Source organism: Klebsiella sp. BDA134-6 (genome assembly GCF_015601345.1).
In the GTDB taxonomy this organism is placed as follows: Bacteria; Pseudomonadota; Gammaproteobacteria; order Enterobacterales; family Enterobacteriaceae; genus Klebsiella; species Klebsiella grimontii.
Window position 1 is genome coordinate 5,195,911 of record NZ_CP064784.1, and the last position, 14,828, is coordinate 5,210,738.

Annotated in this window: 18 protein-coding genes; 13 read left to right on the forward strand and 5 right to left on the reverse strand. The window is 54.1% G+C overall.

Annotated elements, in window-relative coordinates:
* Positions 1–10: 10 nt before the first annotated feature.
* The 3 genes from IYV58_RS23995 to uxaC form a co-directional block, all read right to left on the reverse strand.
* Positions 11–565 carry a YgjV family protein gene (locus IYV58_RS23995; RefSeq protein WP_004125488.1) on the reverse strand — a complete coding sequence of 185 codons (555 nt, stop codon included), beginning with the start codon at positions 563–565 and terminating at the stop codon, positions 11–13.
* A 194-nt stretch (positions 566–759) separates the two neighbouring features.
* Entirely contained in the window at positions 760–2,247 is a 1,488-nt protein-coding gene (locus IYV58_RS24000; protein WP_112167000.1) for a UxaA family hydrolase, read from the reverse strand.
* An 18-nt stretch (positions 2,248–2,265) separates the two neighbouring features.
* Entirely contained in the window at positions 2,266–3,678 is a 1,413-nt protein-coding gene (uxaC, locus tag IYV58_RS24005) for a glucuronate isomerase (RefSeq protein ID WP_087828343.1), read from the reverse strand.
* A 482-nt stretch (positions 3,679–4,160) separates the two neighbouring features.
* Here uxaC and IYV58_RS24010 point away from each other — a divergent pair, with 482 nt between their 5' ends.
* From IYV58_RS24010 to IYV58_RS24060, 11 genes are all read left to right on the forward strand, one after another.
* Positions 4,161–5,462: an MFS transporter gene (locus IYV58_RS24010; protein ID WP_004125495.1), complete on the forward strand. Its 1,302-nt coding sequence runs from the start codon at positions 4,161–4,163 to the stop codon at positions 5,460–5,462.
* Between the two features lie 127 nt (positions 5,463–5,589).
* Entirely contained in the window at positions 5,590–6,366 is a 777-nt protein-coding gene (gene exuR / locus IYV58_RS24015; RefSeq protein ID WP_004125496.1) for a transcriptional regulator ExuR, read from the forward strand.
* A 338-nt stretch (positions 6,367–6,704) separates the two neighbouring features.
* Positions 6,705–7,367, forward strand: a complete 663-nt coding sequence (gene yqjA / locus IYV58_RS24020) for a DedA family general envelope maintenance protein YqjA (protein ID WP_004125499.1) — start codon at positions 6,705–6,707, stop codon at positions 7,365–7,367.
* A gap of 8 nt (positions 7,368–7,375) precedes the next feature.
* Positions 7,376–7,753 (forward strand): EnvZ/OmpR regulon moderator MzrA, encoded by a 378-nt coding sequence (mzrA, locus tag IYV58_RS24025; RefSeq protein ID WP_162626098.1) that lies wholly within the window; start codon positions 7,376–7,378, stop codon positions 7,751–7,753.
* 150 nt (positions 7,754–7,903) lie between these two features.
* Entirely contained in the window at positions 7,904–8,272 is a 369-nt protein-coding gene (locus tag IYV58_RS24030) for a DUF1090 domain-containing protein (protein WP_004125504.1), read from the forward strand.
* A 46-nt stretch (positions 8,273–8,318) separates the two neighbouring features.
* A complete protein-coding gene (locus IYV58_RS24035; protein ID WP_004125506.1) occupies positions 8,319–8,624 on the forward strand; it encodes an ElaB/YgaM/YqjD family protein in 306 nt (101 codons plus the stop codon).
* A 2-nt stretch (positions 8,625–8,626) separates the two neighbouring features.
* On the forward strand, positions 8,627–9,025 hold the full coding sequence (locus tag IYV58_RS24040; protein WP_004125508.1) for a phage holin family protein: 399 nt from the start codon (positions 8,627–8,629) through the stop codon (positions 9,023–9,025).
* Positions 9,022–9,321, forward strand: a complete 300-nt coding sequence (locus IYV58_RS24045) for a YqjK-like family protein (RefSeq protein WP_004125510.1) — start codon at positions 9,022–9,024, stop codon at positions 9,319–9,321. The genes IYV58_RS24040 and IYV58_RS24045 overlap by 4 nt, the downstream gene beginning before the upstream one ends.
* Positions 9,322–9,645: 324 nt before the next feature.
* On the forward strand, positions 9,646–10,038 hold the full coding sequence (locus tag IYV58_RS24050) for a DoxX family protein (RefSeq protein WP_004125512.1): 393 nt from the start codon (positions 9,646–9,648) through the stop codon (positions 10,036–10,038).
* A gap of 262 nt (positions 10,039–10,300) precedes the next feature.
* Positions 10,301–11,287, forward strand: a complete 987-nt coding sequence (locus IYV58_RS24055) for a glutathione S-transferase family protein (RefSeq protein WP_049113435.1) — start codon at positions 10,301–10,303, stop codon at positions 11,285–11,287.
* A gap of 126 nt (positions 11,288–11,413) precedes the next feature.
* Positions 11,414–11,782, forward strand: a complete 369-nt coding sequence (locus tag IYV58_RS24060) for a DUF805 domain-containing protein (protein WP_004105984.1) — start codon at positions 11,414–11,416, stop codon at positions 11,780–11,782.
* A gap of 37 nt (positions 11,783–11,819) precedes the next feature.
* Here IYV58_RS24060 and IYV58_RS24065 read toward each other — a convergent pair whose 3' ends face one another.
* The gene (locus IYV58_RS24065; protein ID WP_049113438.1) at positions 11,820–12,716 is read right to left on the reverse strand and encodes a LysR family transcriptional regulator; all 897 of its coding nucleotides are present in this window, start codon (positions 12,714–12,716) and stop codon (positions 11,820–11,822) included.
* A gap of 104 nt (positions 12,717–12,820) precedes the next feature.
* On the opposite strand from IYV58_RS24065, the gene IYV58_RS24070 reads away from it, so the two are divergent.
* Together IYV58_RS24070 and IYV58_RS24075 are read left to right on the forward strand one after the other, a co-directional pair.
* Positions 12,821–13,522 carry a pirin family protein gene (locus tag IYV58_RS24070; RefSeq protein WP_004125522.1) on the forward strand — a complete coding sequence of 234 codons (702 nt, stop codon included), beginning with the start codon at positions 12,821–12,823 and terminating at the stop codon, positions 13,520–13,522.
* 24 nt (positions 13,523–13,546) lie between these two features.
* A complete protein-coding gene (locus IYV58_RS24075) occupies positions 13,547–13,708 on the forward strand; it encodes a hypothetical protein (protein ID WP_004125524.1) in 162 nt (53 codons plus the stop codon).
* Between the two features lie 33 nt (positions 13,709–13,741).
* Here the strand turns inward: IYV58_RS24075 and IYV58_RS24080 are convergent, their stop codons facing one another.
* A complete protein-coding gene (locus IYV58_RS24080) occupies positions 13,742–14,152 on the reverse strand; it encodes a Spy/CpxP family protein refolding chaperone (RefSeq protein ID WP_004125527.1) in 411 nt (136 codons plus the stop codon).
* Between the last annotated feature and the right edge of the window lie 676 nt (positions 14,153–14,828).

Genomic DNA, 14,828 nt, shown 5'->3' on the forward strand with positions numbered 1-14,828 from the left:
CTCCCCTCCGCTAACGCGCGGAGGGGTTCTCTTCCTGCACCGCCTTTTCCGCTTTAAACGGATCGATACCGCGCTTTTGCATCCGCCGGAAACGGATGATGTTCATACCATTCATTAGCAGGAAGCTGCCTTCAATCAGGGTGCCGCCGATCGAACCCAGCCAGGCGTTGTGGATAACCCAGCAGGCGGTCGAACACCACATGACGCAGCGGACGGTTAACCCCGAGCAGCGAAAGAGCGCCCAGGTGCTGGCCAGCGTGCCAATAATTGGCAGCAGCTCCATAGCATGCTGCAGCTTTGCCAGCCCCAATACCAGGGTGAGGACAATAAACACGGTCATTACCCACAGCTTACGGGTACGCATAGAGATAAGGGTTCGGACGGTATTGAGCTCAGCACTCATGCCCGCCGGATACGCGCCCATCAAAAAGAAATGTACGCCAATGGTGGCGCTGTAGACGGCCAGCTGCAGCTTAAAGCGGCGCTCATCGCGGTTGAAAAAGGTCGTAATCCCGATCAGAAAGGCGATAACGCCGACGCCCTGGGCAAGCCAATACGCGGTCATGAAAAGTCCTTATAAAACAAAACGGCGCATCATTATCTGAAACGCCGCTTCCGGAATACCGCCCTTTTATTACTCTAAAGATTTCGCGCCACAGCAAGGCGGCAAGTTTAGACATCCCCGGGAGCTTACTGAAGTAAGTGACCGGGGTGGATAAATGCTGCCAACACAGCGGTGGTGCGAAAGATGACGAGTAATTAAAGGGTGACGCCGCTTTTGAAAATAGCCAGCTCGCGGAAATCATTCCGCTCATTACAGGTCTGCTTACCGTTAGCGAAGTCCACAATGGTATCGACAAACTCCTCCAGCAGCTGCGGCATCGCTTTACCGTGAATCAGCTGACCGGCATCGAAGTCGATCCAGTGCTTTTTCTTCGCCGCCAGTTCGCTGTTGGTGGCAATTTTTACCGTCGGCACGAAACCGCCGTACGGCGTGCCGCGCCCGGTACTGAAGAGCACCATATGGCAGCCCGCGCCGGCCAGGGCGCTGGTCGCTACCGCGTCGTTGCCCGGGGCGCTCAGCAGGTTCAGGCCGTGCACTTTTAGCCGCTCGCCGTAGCGCAGGACATCGACCACCTGGCTGGAGCCCGCTTTCTGCGTGCAGCCCAGCGACTTATCCTCCAGCGTCGTGATACCGCCCGCCTTGTTGCCCGGCGATGGATTCTCGTAAATCGGCTGGTCATGAGCGATAAAGTACTGTTTGAAATCATTAACCATCGTCACCAGCTTGCCAAACGTCTCTTCATCACGACAGTGGCTCATCAGCAGCTGCTCGGCGCCGAACATTTCCGGCACTTCGGTCAGGACGGTGGTGCCGCCGTTGGCAATCAGATAATCCGAGAACCGACCCAGCATCGGGTTAGCGGTAATGCCGGACAAACCGTCAGAGCCGCCGCACTCAAGGCCAAACTTCAGTTCGCTCAGTTTACCCGGCTCGCGCCTGTCGTGACGCATGACGTCATATAGCTGACGCAGATGCTCCAGCCCGGCTTCCACTTCATCATCCTGGTGCTGGCAGACCATAAAGTGAACGCGCTCAGGGTCGAACTCACCCAGCGTTTCGCGGAAGGCGTCAACCTGATTGTTTTCGCAGCCCAGACCGACCACCAATACCGCCCCGGCGTTCGGGTGACGCACCATGTTTTGCAGCATAGTGCGGGTGTTAATGTGATCGTCCCCGAGCTGCGAGCAGCCGTAGGTGTGGCTGAAAAGGTGAACGCCGTCGATACCTTCCGCGTCGTTGGTTTCCTTCAGAAAACGGTTCTGCATCTGGCGCGCCATGGCGTTGACGCAGCCGACGGTCGGTAGGATCCACAGTTCGTTGCGCACCCCGACTTCGCCGTTAGCGCGACGATAAATCTGGATGTCGCGATCCGCCGGCTGCGCGGCGGGCTCGCTAAGATCCGGTTGATAGCTATACGCGTCGAGATCGCTCAGGTTAGTACGCGTATTGTGGGAGTGAATATGTTCCCCCGGCGCAATATCCGCCAGCGCATGTCCTATCGGCAGACCATACTTAATGACGTTGTCTCCCTTCGCAATCCCGCGCAGCGTAAACTTATGCCCGCGCGCAATATCCTGAGCCAACGTGACCGTATCGCCGTCAATGGTGACTACCGAGCCTGCCGCCATATCCGCCAACGCTACCGCGACGTTATCGTGCGAATGGATTTTAATGTATTGCATATCAACCGACCTCTGGTCTTAGTTCAGTTCAATGGCGAAGTAGTCACGCGCATTGTTAAAGCAAATGTTTTTCACCATCTCGCCCAGCAGTTGAATGTCCGCAGGGGCTTCTCCCGCTTCAACCCAGCGGCCAATCATCTGGCACAGGATGCGGCGGAAGTATTCATGACGGGTGTAGGAGAGGAAGCTGCGGCTATCGGTCAGCATGCCGACAAAGCGGCTCAGCAGGCCAAGCTGCGCCAGCTGGGTCATCTGACGTTCCATACCGTCTTTCTGATCGTTAAACCACCAGCCGGAACCGAACTGCATCTTGCCCGGCATGCCTTCGCCCTGGAAGTTGCCGATCATGGTGCCCAGCACTTCGTTGTCGCGCGGGTTCAGACAGTAGAGGATGGTTTTTGGCAGCAGATTTTCTTCGTTCTGTTTGCTGAGCAGTTTGGACAGCTCTTCCGCCATCGGACGGTCGTTGATGGAGTCAAAACCCACATCCGGCCCTAACAGCTTGAACTGACGCAGGTTGTTATTGCGCAGCGCGCCGATGTGATACTGCTGTACCCAGCCGCGGCGGGCATATTCCGCGCCGAGGAACACCAGAACCGCGGTTTTGAACTGCGCGACTTCACGTTCGCTGAGAGTTTCACCGGCCAGACGGCGCGCCAGGATACTATCCAGTTCGCTTTCGTTGGCTTCCGCGAACAGCACCACGTCCAGCGCGTGGTCAGAAACTTTACAGCCGTGAGCGGCAAAGTGATCCAGACGTTTGGTCAGTGCGGACTGCAGGTCGGCAAAGCGGCGAATATCGGTGTCAGACACTTCGCCCAGCTTCGCCATGTAGTCGTTGAAAGTTGCCTGCTCAATATTGAACGCTTTGTCCGGGCGCCAGCTCGGCAGCACTTTGACGGAGAATGAGCTGTCTTTCGCCACGGAGGCGTGATGCTCCAGCGAATCGACTGGATCGTCGGTGGTGCCGACCATTTTCACGTTCATCTGCTGCATGATGCCGCGGGCGGAGAAGCTCTCCTGCGCCAGCAGATCGTTGCACTGATTCCAGATTTCATCCGCCGTTGCCGGCGAGAGCACCTTACCTGTAATACCAAAAGGGCGGCGCAGCTCAAGATGGGTCCAGTGGTATAACGGGTTACCGATGGTATGCGGTACGGTGGCCGCCCAGGCGTCAAATTTCTCGCGATCGGAGGCGTCGCCGGTGCACAGACGCTCTGCTACGCCGTTGGTGCGCATCGCGCGCCACTTGTAGTGATCGCCTTTCAGCCAGATGTCATACAGATTTTTGAAGCGATAATTCTCGGCAATCTGCTGCGGCGGCAGGTGGCAGTGATAGTCGAAAATCGGCTGGTCTTTCGCGTAATCGTGGTACAGGCGGCGGGCAAACTCGGTATCAAGCAGGAAATCTTCGGTCATAAACGGTGTCATTTTCGTGTCCTCTTCGCCCCCGAAGGAGCCCATCAGATGATTGACTATAATGCTGACAAAGTTATCACACCAATTTCCACAGACCGAAGTATTTTTCGTGAGTTAGATCAATAAACGACGACAAAAAAAGTACCATCAAAGGAGTAAACTCCCCGCCAAAGCGCGCCAGCTCTGGCCTTTGTCGCAAGAATGAATGCCCACACAAACTTTCCCACTTTTGTGACGTCACTCAACTTTTGAAGTTGTATGACAAGTTATCTTGCTGCCGTCAAAACATATAAACCGACGGAATGCATTACCGACGAATAATCACGTCGGATTTACCGGTATGGACACCGAATTTAGACACAACAGTTGATGGCAAGGTTCGGGCCATACGAGGTTTCCTCTCCTGAACCCTCCGTTTCACCTTCTTCGCCTCAGTGACAGGGCTGGAAGATAGCCGCACCCGCTGCGGATATATAACAAACGATGAGGTTTACATGCGTAAAATTAAAGGGTTACGTTGGTACATGATCGCACTGGTGACGTTAGGTACCGTGCTGGGGTACCTGACGCGTAACACTGTGGCGGCAGCTGCGCCGACTCTGATGGAAGAATTACACATCTCCACCCAACAGTATTCCTATATCATCGCGGCCTATTCCGCTGCCTATACCGTCATGCAGCCCGTTGCCGGCTACGTGCTGGACGTGTTAGGTACTAAAATCGGCTATGCCTTCTTTGCGATCGCCTGGGCGGTGTTCTGCGGCTCTACGGCGCTGGCGGGAAGCTGGGGCGGTCTGGCGCTGGCGCGCGGCGCGGTGGGTGCCGCCGAAGCGGCAATGATCCCTGCGGGCCTGAAAGCCAGCTCCGAATGGTTCCCGGCAAAAGAGCGTTCTATCGCCGTTGGCTACTTCAACGTCGGCTCCTCGATCGGCGCCATGATTGCCCCGCCGCTGGTGGTTTGGGCCATCGTGATGCACAGCTGGCAGATGGCGTTTATCATCTCCGGCGTTCTGAGCTTTGCCTGGGCGATGGCGTGGCTGGTTTTCTACAAACACCCGCGCGATCAGAAAAAATTAACGGAAGAAGAACGCGACTACATTATCGGCGGCCAGGAATCTCAGCATCAGACTAACAACGGCAAGAAAATGTCGCCGTGGCAGATTCTGCGCAACCGTCAGTTCTGGGGTATCGCCCTACCGCGTTTCCTTGCCGAGCCGGCGTGGGGGACCTTCAACGCCTGGATCCCGCTGTTCATGTTTAAAGTCTACGGCTTTAACCTGAAAGAGATTGCGATGTTTGCGTGGATGCCGATGCTGTTTGCCGACCTCGGCTGCATCGTTGGGGGCTATCTGCCGCCGCTGTTCCAGCGCTGGTTTGGCGTTAACCTGATCGTTTCGCGTAAAATGGTGGTGACCATGGGCGCGCTGCTGATGATTGGCCCGGGGATGATCGGTCTGTTCACCAGCCCGTTTGTCGCCATCGCCCTGCTGTGCGTCGGCGGCTTTGCTCACCAGGCGCTGTCCGGCGCGTTAATCACCCTCTCTTCCGACGTATTTGGGCGTAACGAAGTGGCGACGGCGAACGGCATGACCGGTATGGCCGCCTGGCTGGCGAGCACCATGTTCGCCCTGGTGGTCGGCGCGCTGGCGGACACTATCGGCTTTAGCCCGCTGTTCGCCGTGCTGGCGGTTTTCGATGTGCTGGGCGCCGTGGTTATCTGGACCGTGCTGAAAAATAAATCAGCGGATGACGACAGTACCCCGCTCGAGACGAGTAAACCCGCCACGCAAAGCTAGACGCAGGCGAGTTGCCTCCACCCGAAGCCGCCTTGATATAGGCGGCTTTTTCGTCTGTTTTTATGGTGAGAAGCGTGTAAAAGTGGTATAACAAATCCAATATTGTCGCCATCTCCCGGGAGCGAATATGGAAATCACTGAATCGCGTCGTCTGTATCAGCAGCTTGCCGCTGAGCTTAAGTCGCGCATTGAACAAGGCGTCTACCTTGTGGGCGATAAGCTACCCGCAGAGCGGTTTATCGCTGATGAAAAAAGCGTGAGTCGTACCGTGGTTCGCGAAGCCATCATTATGCTGGAAGTTGAAGGCTACGTTGAGGTTCGCAAAGGCTCCGGCATCCACGTTATCTCCAATCATCCAAAACATCAGCAAATTGCCGATGAATCGCTGGAATTCGCCAATTATGGTCCTTTTGAGCTGTTGCAGGCCCGCCAGCTGATAGAAAGCAATATAGCCGAATTCGCGGCGACTCAGGTGACCAAGCAGGACATCATGAAGCTGATGGAAATCCAGGAAAAAGCGCGTAAAGAGAAGTGCTTTCGCGATTCCGAATGGGATCTTCAGTTCCATGTCCAGGTAGCGCTGGCGACGCAAAACACCGCGTTAGCCGCGATCGTAGAAAAAATGTGGACCCAGCGCGTGCATAATCCGTACTGGAAAAAACTGCACGACCATATCGACTCGCGTACCGTCGATAACTGGTGCGACGATCATGACCAAATTCTTAAGGCGCTGATTCGCAAAGATCCGCATGCAGCGAAGCTGGCCATGTGGCAGCATCTGGAAAATACTAAGCTGATGTTATTCAACGAAACCAGCGATGACTTTGAATTCAATGCCGATCGCTACCTCTTTGCCGATAATCCAGTGGTTCACCTCGATACGGCCGCCAACGGCGTAAAATAGACGCTTATCCTCATACCGGGCAGCGATTCCTTCACTGCCCGCAACGCCCTCAGGGTAAGCAAAGCATATATAGTGTCAGCCTGTGTAAATACACTCGCCACCCTCCTTCGCAATCAGCAAAATCAGAATGCAACAAACTGCAATTTCTCTGACGTAAAGTCAGCGGGTTTGTTACAATTAGATGCATTTTGTCGTTCTGAGAGTTAGCTTTGGCTTACTTCACTTTTAAACAGGGAACCGTTCAGAGCGCAGCAGCGACCCTAATCTAATAAAAAGCTATGTCGCCGTGCATATACCGCGTTCAGACGTGCCGTTAACCGATGTACCAGGAATCGTGAATGGAACTATTAACTCAATTATTGAATGCCTTGTGGGCTCAGGATTACGAAACTCTCGCGAATCCATCCATGATTGGCATGTTGTACTTTGTCTTATTTATGATTTTGTTCCTTGAGAACGGTTTACTGCCTGCCGCCTTTTTGCCCGGCGATAGCCTGCTGGTGCTGGTCGGTGTCCTTATTGCCAAAGGCGCGATGGGCTTTCCGGAAACCCTGCTGCTGCTTACCGCGGCGGCAAGTCTCGGCTGCTGGCTAAGCTATATCCAGGGCCGCTGGCTGGGTAATACGCGAATCGTACAAAACTGGCTATCGCACCTCCCCTCGCACTACCACCAGCGCGCGCATCATCTGTTCCATAAGCACGGGCTTTCCGCGCTGCTGATTGGCCGTTTTATCGCCTTCGTTCGTACGCTGCTGCCGACCATCGCCGGACTATCCGGCCTGAGCAGCGCACGCTTCCAGTTTTTTAACTGGATGAGCGGTCTGCTATGGGTCCTGATTCTGACCTCCCTGGGGTACCTGCTGGGGAAAACGCCGGTATTCCTGAAGTATGAAGATCAGCTGATGTCCTGCCTGATGCTGCTGCCCGTCGCACTGCTGGTATTTGGCCTGATTGGTTCGCTGATTGTCCTGTGGAAGAAAAAATACAGAAGCCGGGGCTAACAATGGCGATGCAACGATCCTCTCTGCGTCAGATAAGTTGGGTGCTGGGCGGTTCGCTACTCCTGTGCGGCCTGTTCTGGCTCTGGCTCACCGTGCAACAGCAGGAGTCGACCCTGGCTATTCGTCCCGTCAGCCAGGGTATCAGCATGCCGGACGGTTTTTCCGTCTGGCATCATCTCGACGCTAACGGCATCCGCTTTAAAAGTATTACGCCGCAGAATGACGGCTTGATCATCAAGTTTGACTCCAGCGCTCAGGGAGCCGCGGCAAAAGAAGTTTTGGGCCGCGCCCTGCCGCATGGCTATATTATCGCGTTACTGGAAGATGATGATTCGCCTACCGCCTGGATTTCACGCCTGCGCGATACCCCGCACAGATTCGGCTAATGCACGAAAATTCCGAATATTTTCACCCTGTTTGGTGATTTCCCGTTTTACTTACTATCATTAAGTCTGCGGGAGTCACCAGGCTCACGTTAATCAACTGGATAGGGTATATCCTCCAGATATTCCCTCACACAATGGAAGGTTTTATCCATGAAACACCGCATTGCTTTGATCCTGGTTCTGTCTTCACTGAGCGCCAGTGCCTTTGCCATCTCCCCTTGTCAGGAAAAAGAACAAGATATTCAGCGGGAGATCAGCTACGCCGAAAAACATCATAACCAGCACCGTATTGATGGTCTGAAACGGGCGCTTAGCGAAGTGCAGGCAAATTGTAGCGACAGCCAGCTCAAAGCCGATCACCAGAAAAAAATCGCCAAACAGCAGGCAGAAATAAGCGAACGCCAGAATGACCTGCGCGAAGCCGAACAGAAAGGCGATGCTGATAAAATCAGCAAGCGTCAACGTAAACTTGATGAAGCGCAGCAAGAACTGAAAGCGCTACAGTCTCGCGAGTACTAATCGATTAAGCAAGACCAATATGGACCACTTTCACAGGAGATAAAACATGGCTAAAGATAACGTTGCAGAAGACCTGCGTGCGGAACTGAAAACGCTGGCTGATACCCTGGAAGAAGTGCTGAACTCCTCCACGGATAAGTCGAAAGAAGAGATTGGTAAACTGCGCAGTAAAGCCGAAAGCGCGCTGAAAGAGAGCCGCGTTCGCTTGGGTGAAACCAGCGACGCCATTGTGAAGCAAACGCGCGAAACCGCTGCGCGTGCGGATGAATATGTCCGTGAAAACCCGTGGACCGGCGTAGGGATTGGTGCTGCCGTCGGGCTGGTGCTGGGTGTCCTGCTGACGCGTCGTTAATTATGGCGAACTCTCAAAACACGCAAGGGCCGGGGCAAAGCGTTTTCGGCATTGGCCAGCGGATAGTCACCCTGCTGGTCGAAATGGTCGAAACGCGCCTGCGCCTCGTCGTCGTGGAGCTGGAAGAGGAGAAGGCCAATCTCGTCCAGCTATTCCTGATGCTTGGGCTGACGCTGCTGTTCGCCGCGTTCGGCCTGATGAGCATGCTGGTACTGATCATCTGGGCCGTCGATGCGCAATATCGGTTAAACGTGATGATCGCTACCACCGTGATTCTGCTGCTGGCGGCGCTCATTGGCGGGGTCTGGACGTTACGCAAAGCACGTCGTTCAACGTTCCTGCGCCTGACCCGCCAGGAGCTGGCTAATGACCGGGCATTGCTGGAGGATGACAAGTCATGAGCCGCGACCAGCAGGAACGCGAACGACAAAAGGCGCTTTTGCTACGTCAAATCCAACAGCAGCGGCTGGATCTCAACGCCAGTCGCCGCCGCTGGCTTGAGGCGACCGCGCCTATCGACCGTGGCTGGAACACCCTGCTCAACCTGCGTTCATGGGCAATGGTTGGCAGCGGCCTCGTCGCCGTATGGTCCGTTCGCCATCCGCGCTTTTTGCTCCGCTGGACAAAACGCGGCCTCGGTATCTGGAGCACCTGGCGTATGGCTCGCAAGCTGTTGCAGCAGACCGCATCGCGCTAAGGCTGATTTCTCACGTCTGGGTTATGTCAGCCGGGTCAGGTGCCAGCCGCCGCCCGGCATCAATATCGTCATGCTGTACCCATCAGATTTTCCCTTCTGCTCGCCGCCCTCATCACTCTTACGCTACGCCGCTATAACATCCTTTATATTCATTTCGTTTATCAATAATTGCTCAGAAACTTTGAAAAAGATCTACAGTTTTCCTTGCTAACAATCACATCTCATCCTCGCTAATATCCTCTCCATCGACAGCAAGCCCGCGTAACTACGCAGGATTGCACCAAAAAACGAAATCGCCGCCCTTTGGGTTTCCTGGAGTAAGAAATGAAAAAATTAGAAGATGTTGGTGTACTGGTAGCGCGCATTCTGATGCCCATTCTGTTTATCACCGCAGGTTGGGGAAAAATCACCGGTTATGCGGGTACTCAACAATATATGGAAGCCATGGGCGTCCCTGGGTTTATGCTGCCGCTGGTTATCCTGCTTGAGTTCGGCGGCGGTCTGGCAATCCTGTTCGGTTTCCTGACCCGTACCACCGCGCTGTTCACCGCAGGCTTCACCGTGCTGACCGCGTTTCTGTTCCACAGCAACTTTGCTGAGGGCGTGAACTCGCTGATGTTCATGAAAAACCTGAGCATCGCAGGCGGCTTCCTGCTGCTGGCTATCACCGGTCCGGGCGCGTTTAGTATCGACCGCGTACTGAATAAAAAGTGGTAAGCGCACTATACTAGTAAATAAAAAAGCGAGGGGACTTCTCCTCGCTTTTATTATCTATACCCTAAATAATTCGAGTTGCAGGACAAAACGGTTAACCGTTTGAACAGCGCTTGCGCTGGCCCTGAAAGGGTGAGTCCCGTAGGGGCGAATCACGCGGCGACGCAGTGAATCCCCAGGAGCTTACTCGAGTAAGTGACTGGGGTGAGCGAGGAAAGCCAACGCACAAGCAACTTGAAGTATGACGGGTATAAAGGAGGAAATAATGGGACAATTAGTTGACGGCGTCTGGCACGATACCTGGTATGACACCAAATCCACCGGGGGGCGATTCAAGCGTTCTGTTTCTGCCTTTCGCAACTGGCTAACCGCCGATGGCGCGCCGGGCCCAAGCGGCGAAGCCGGGTTCGCTGCGGAAAAAGACCGTTACCATCTGTACGTTTCTCTTGCCTGTCCATGGGCGCATCGCACCTTAATTCTGCGCAGCCTGAAAGGGCTGGAGCCGTTTATTTCCGTTTCAGTGGTCAACCCCCTGATGTTTGAAAACGGCTGGACTTTCGACGATAGCTTCCCGGCAGCCACGGGCGATACCCTCTACCAGCACGAATTTCTCTATCAGCTCTATCTGCACGCCGATCCGCACTACAGCGGGCGCGTTACGGTGCCGGTATTGTGGGACAAAAAACAGCAAACCATCGTCAGCAATGAGTCGGCGGAAATCATCCGCATGTTGAATACCGCGTTTGACGGACTGGGTGCCCGCGCAGGGGATTACTACCCGCCTGAGCTGCGCGCGCAAATTGATGAGCTGAACGGCTGGATCTATGACAACGTCAACAACGGGGTCTATAAAGCCGGATTCGCCACCAGCCAGCAGGCCTATGACGAAGCGGTCGATGGGGTATTTACGTCTCTGGAGCGTCTGGAACAAATCCTTGGCCAACACCGCTTCCTGACCGGCAATCAACTGACGGAGGCCGATATTCGTTTGTGGACCACCCTGGTTCGTTTCGACCCGGTGTATGTGACCCACTTTAAATGCGACAAACGCCGCATCAGCGATTATCTCAATCTTTATGGCTTCCTGCGCGACATCTACCAGATGCCGGGAATCGCGGAAACGGTGGACTTCGCCCATATTCGCAACCATTACTACCGTAGCCATAAGACGATCAACCCGACCGGGATCATCTCCGTCGGCCCGCAGCAGGATCTTAACGAACCGCACGGCCGCGATCTTCTCTTCCGCTAAGCGATTGGGCGCGATTTACCGCGCCCAATAATTCACAAAACAAATATTTACCGCCATTTCATTCACGTCTATTCTTATTTCGATCGCTTTAAAAACAAGTGATTGACGGCTAATCGAGGCGTAAAAATGGACTGGTATCTTAAAGTATTAAAAAATTACATTGGATTTGGCGGCCGCGCCCGGCGCAAAGAGTACTGGATGTTTATTCTGGTCAACATCATCCTGACCGGCGTACTCAGCATTATTGATAAAATGCTCGGATGGCAGCGCGCAGGAGGAGAAGGCATTCTGACGACCATCTATGGCGTGCTGATCTTCTTACCGTGGTGGGCGGTGCAGTTTCGTCGATTGCACGACACCGACCGCTCGGCATGGTGGCTGTTATTACTGCTGATCCCCGTGATCGGCTGGCTAGTGATCCTGGTCTTCAATTGTCAGAACGGCACTCCCGGCAATAATCGCTTCGGGCCGGATCCCAAACCGACCTCCTACTGAATAATGCGCCCCTCGTTAAAAAGGGGCGCATTTTGTTTTATCTAGCCATAAATAGCTTCGGAATTTCCCGCAGACACCATGATTTCGCCTCCCCCATGCTGTCCCGGCGCCAGGCCATAATAATGTCGATCTCGTTACTGTACTCCGGGCTGACCACCCGCAGGCGCCCTTCGGCAATATCCTGCTCAACCAGCGGATACGGCATCGTGGCGACGCCCAGTCCTGCCAGCAGGGCCTGGCGTTTATCTTCGATCGAGCTCACTGTTAATCGCGGCTGTTTGTCGAGTAGCTGCACCGTCAGCACCGGACGTTCGCGGGCGGTGTCCGCCACCGCCACGCCGCGGTACTTAACGCGCGTCACTTCAGAGAGCGGCTCCGGTTCCTGGTGAATGGGATGGTCAGGCGCGGCAACGTAGACGCTCATGACCGAGTAGAGCTTACGGGAGTTAATTTCCGAGGAAGAGCGAAAATGCATATCCGGCGCAACGACAATATCCGCCCGCCCCTGCTCAAGGCGCTCCCATGCTCCGGCCAGCACTTCGGTAATAATCGACAGCTGAGTGTTCGATTTGGTCGCCAGCTTTTCAATTAACGGAAACAGGTCGGTGGTGGGTACCAGCGCCTCGGTGACGATGGTCAGGTGCGTTTCCCAGCCGCGCGATAGCGCTTCGGCATCGGTTGTCAGCTTATCCGCCGCTTCCAGCAGAACGCGCCCGCGCTCGAGCAGCATTCGGCCAACGTTGGTGAATTTTGTTCGATGACCTGAACGGTCAAACAGAACGACATCCAGCTCTTCTTCCAGCTTTTGCATGGTATAGCTGAGCGCTGAAGGCACTCGACCAAGCTCATCAGCCGCCGCCGCAAAGCTTCCGCGCCGGTCAATCGCATCCATAACGCGTAACGCTTCCAACGTTAATGCTCTCTCTTTAGCCATCGTTCTCTCATTCAGGAAATTTGAACATACCGGGCAGAATATCTGGCTAACAATACAGCGTCCATACCTTTACCATTGATTTAGTGTAAAGAGAGGTCAAGAAGATGATTACAACCCGAACAGCCAAACAGTGCGGTCAAGCCGACTTCGGCTGGCTGCAGGCCCGCTACACCTTTTCCTTTGGCCACTACTTCGACCCGAAATTGCTAGGTTACGCGTCGCTGCGCGTGCTCAACCAGGAAGTTCTGGCGCCCGGCGCGTCGTTCCAGCCGCGTACCTATCCGAAAGTCGACATTCTGAACCTGATACTGGAAGGTGAAGCGGAATACCGCGACAGCGATGGCAACCATATCCAGGCTAAAGCTGGCGAAGCGCTGCTGATCTCTACCCAGCCCGGCGTGAGCTACAGCGAGTACAACCTGAGCAAAGAGCGCTCGCTGACGCGAATCCAGCTGTGGCTGGATGCCTGTCCGCAGCATGAAAATCCGCTTGTGCAAAAAATCGCTATCGCCGAGGGAGCGCAGCAGCTGCTGGCTTCGCCGGACGGCAGCCAGAAGAGTCTCCAGCTGCGCCAGCAGGTATGGATCCACCATATCAATCTGGCGAAAGGCGAGCAGCTTAGCGTGCAGCTCCACGGCCCACGGGCCTACCTGCAGTCGATTCACGGCACGGTGCATGCGCGGGTACAGGAAGAAGAGAAACAGGCACTGACCTGCGGCGATGGCGCGTTTATTCGTGACGAAGCTAACATTACCCTCGTTGCCGATACGCCGCTGCGCGCTTTGCTGATAGATTTACCTGTGTAACAACGGCGGTAAGGGAGTGTGTCAGTGGGCAAGAAGAAAACAAAAAAAGCGGCGCTAGCAGCGTCGCAGCCGCAGCCAGAAACCATGACAACGGTTAGCTTTGGTTATGAAGAGATGTTGAGCGAACTGGAGGCGATCGTCGCAGAAGCGGAGATACGGCTCCAGGAAGAAGAAAGCGTCGCCTGACGTCAATATCGGCCCCAGCCGGGGCCGATAGATTTACTCACTCAGCGCCTGAGCTAAATCTTTTTGTACCTGCTTACGCTGTTCTGGCGTCAGGACCTGATTGACATCAAAATAGTACTTCACGCGATAATAGCGAACCTGCTGTTCGACTTTACTAAACGCCGCCAGCTGATCTTTGACCGCTTTTTCATTCCATTTTCCGGAATCGATCACATCAAATAATACGCCGTCTTTAATATCTTTCTGGGAGATCTGCTGAACGCTTTTCTCCAGCTGTTGATGCAGGTTTTTAATTTTCGTTACCTGATCGTTGGTCAGTTTTAAGTGCTGGACGATCGGATCCTGCGCTGGGGCTGGCGCAGCGTTAACATCCGCAGCCTGTGCCGCCATTGAGAAGCCCGTGGCGAGGAGGGTTGTCACTGCAATGCGAGTCATTAATTTCATTTTAGTTTTATCCTGATTAATTATCACCGATGTGGCCGGCCATTATTTTTCAGAAGCAGATGAAGAAATGTAAAAAATAGTTCGCATAAATGTATGTAAATCAGGAAATATATAAAAGACATGAATGCTATAATTAAATTCATTTATTTAAAATATATAAAATAAGCGAGGATAACGCATAACCGCATGAGTCATAATGCGGTTGATGGCAGGCCTGTTTCCCCACCTTGTGCCCGCTTTCTTGTCAGGTGGCGGCTAACGCCTTACCTGACCTACTCCCCCCGCCTCCTATGCCCGCTAGCGTCGAGGACAGGCATTCATCTGCCCTGTGTTTCAACCTGCCATAGGAAGCAAAAACCCCCGCCATTTCTGACGAAGGTTTTCTGAAAAGTTGAAGCTGACCGTTAAGCCGCTTTCTTTTGGGTATAGCGTCGTGGACAGGCATTCATCTGTCCTGTGTTTCAACCTGCCATAGGAAGCAAAAACCCCCGCCATTTCTGACGAGGGTTTTCTGAAAAGTTGAAGCTGACCGTTAAGCCGGGTTCTTTTGGGTATAGCGTCGTGGACAGGCATTCATCTGTCCTGTGTTTCAACCTGCCATAGGAAGCAAAAACCCCCGCCATTTCTGACGAGGGTTTTCTGAAAAGTTGAAGCTGACCGTTAAGCCGCTTTCTTT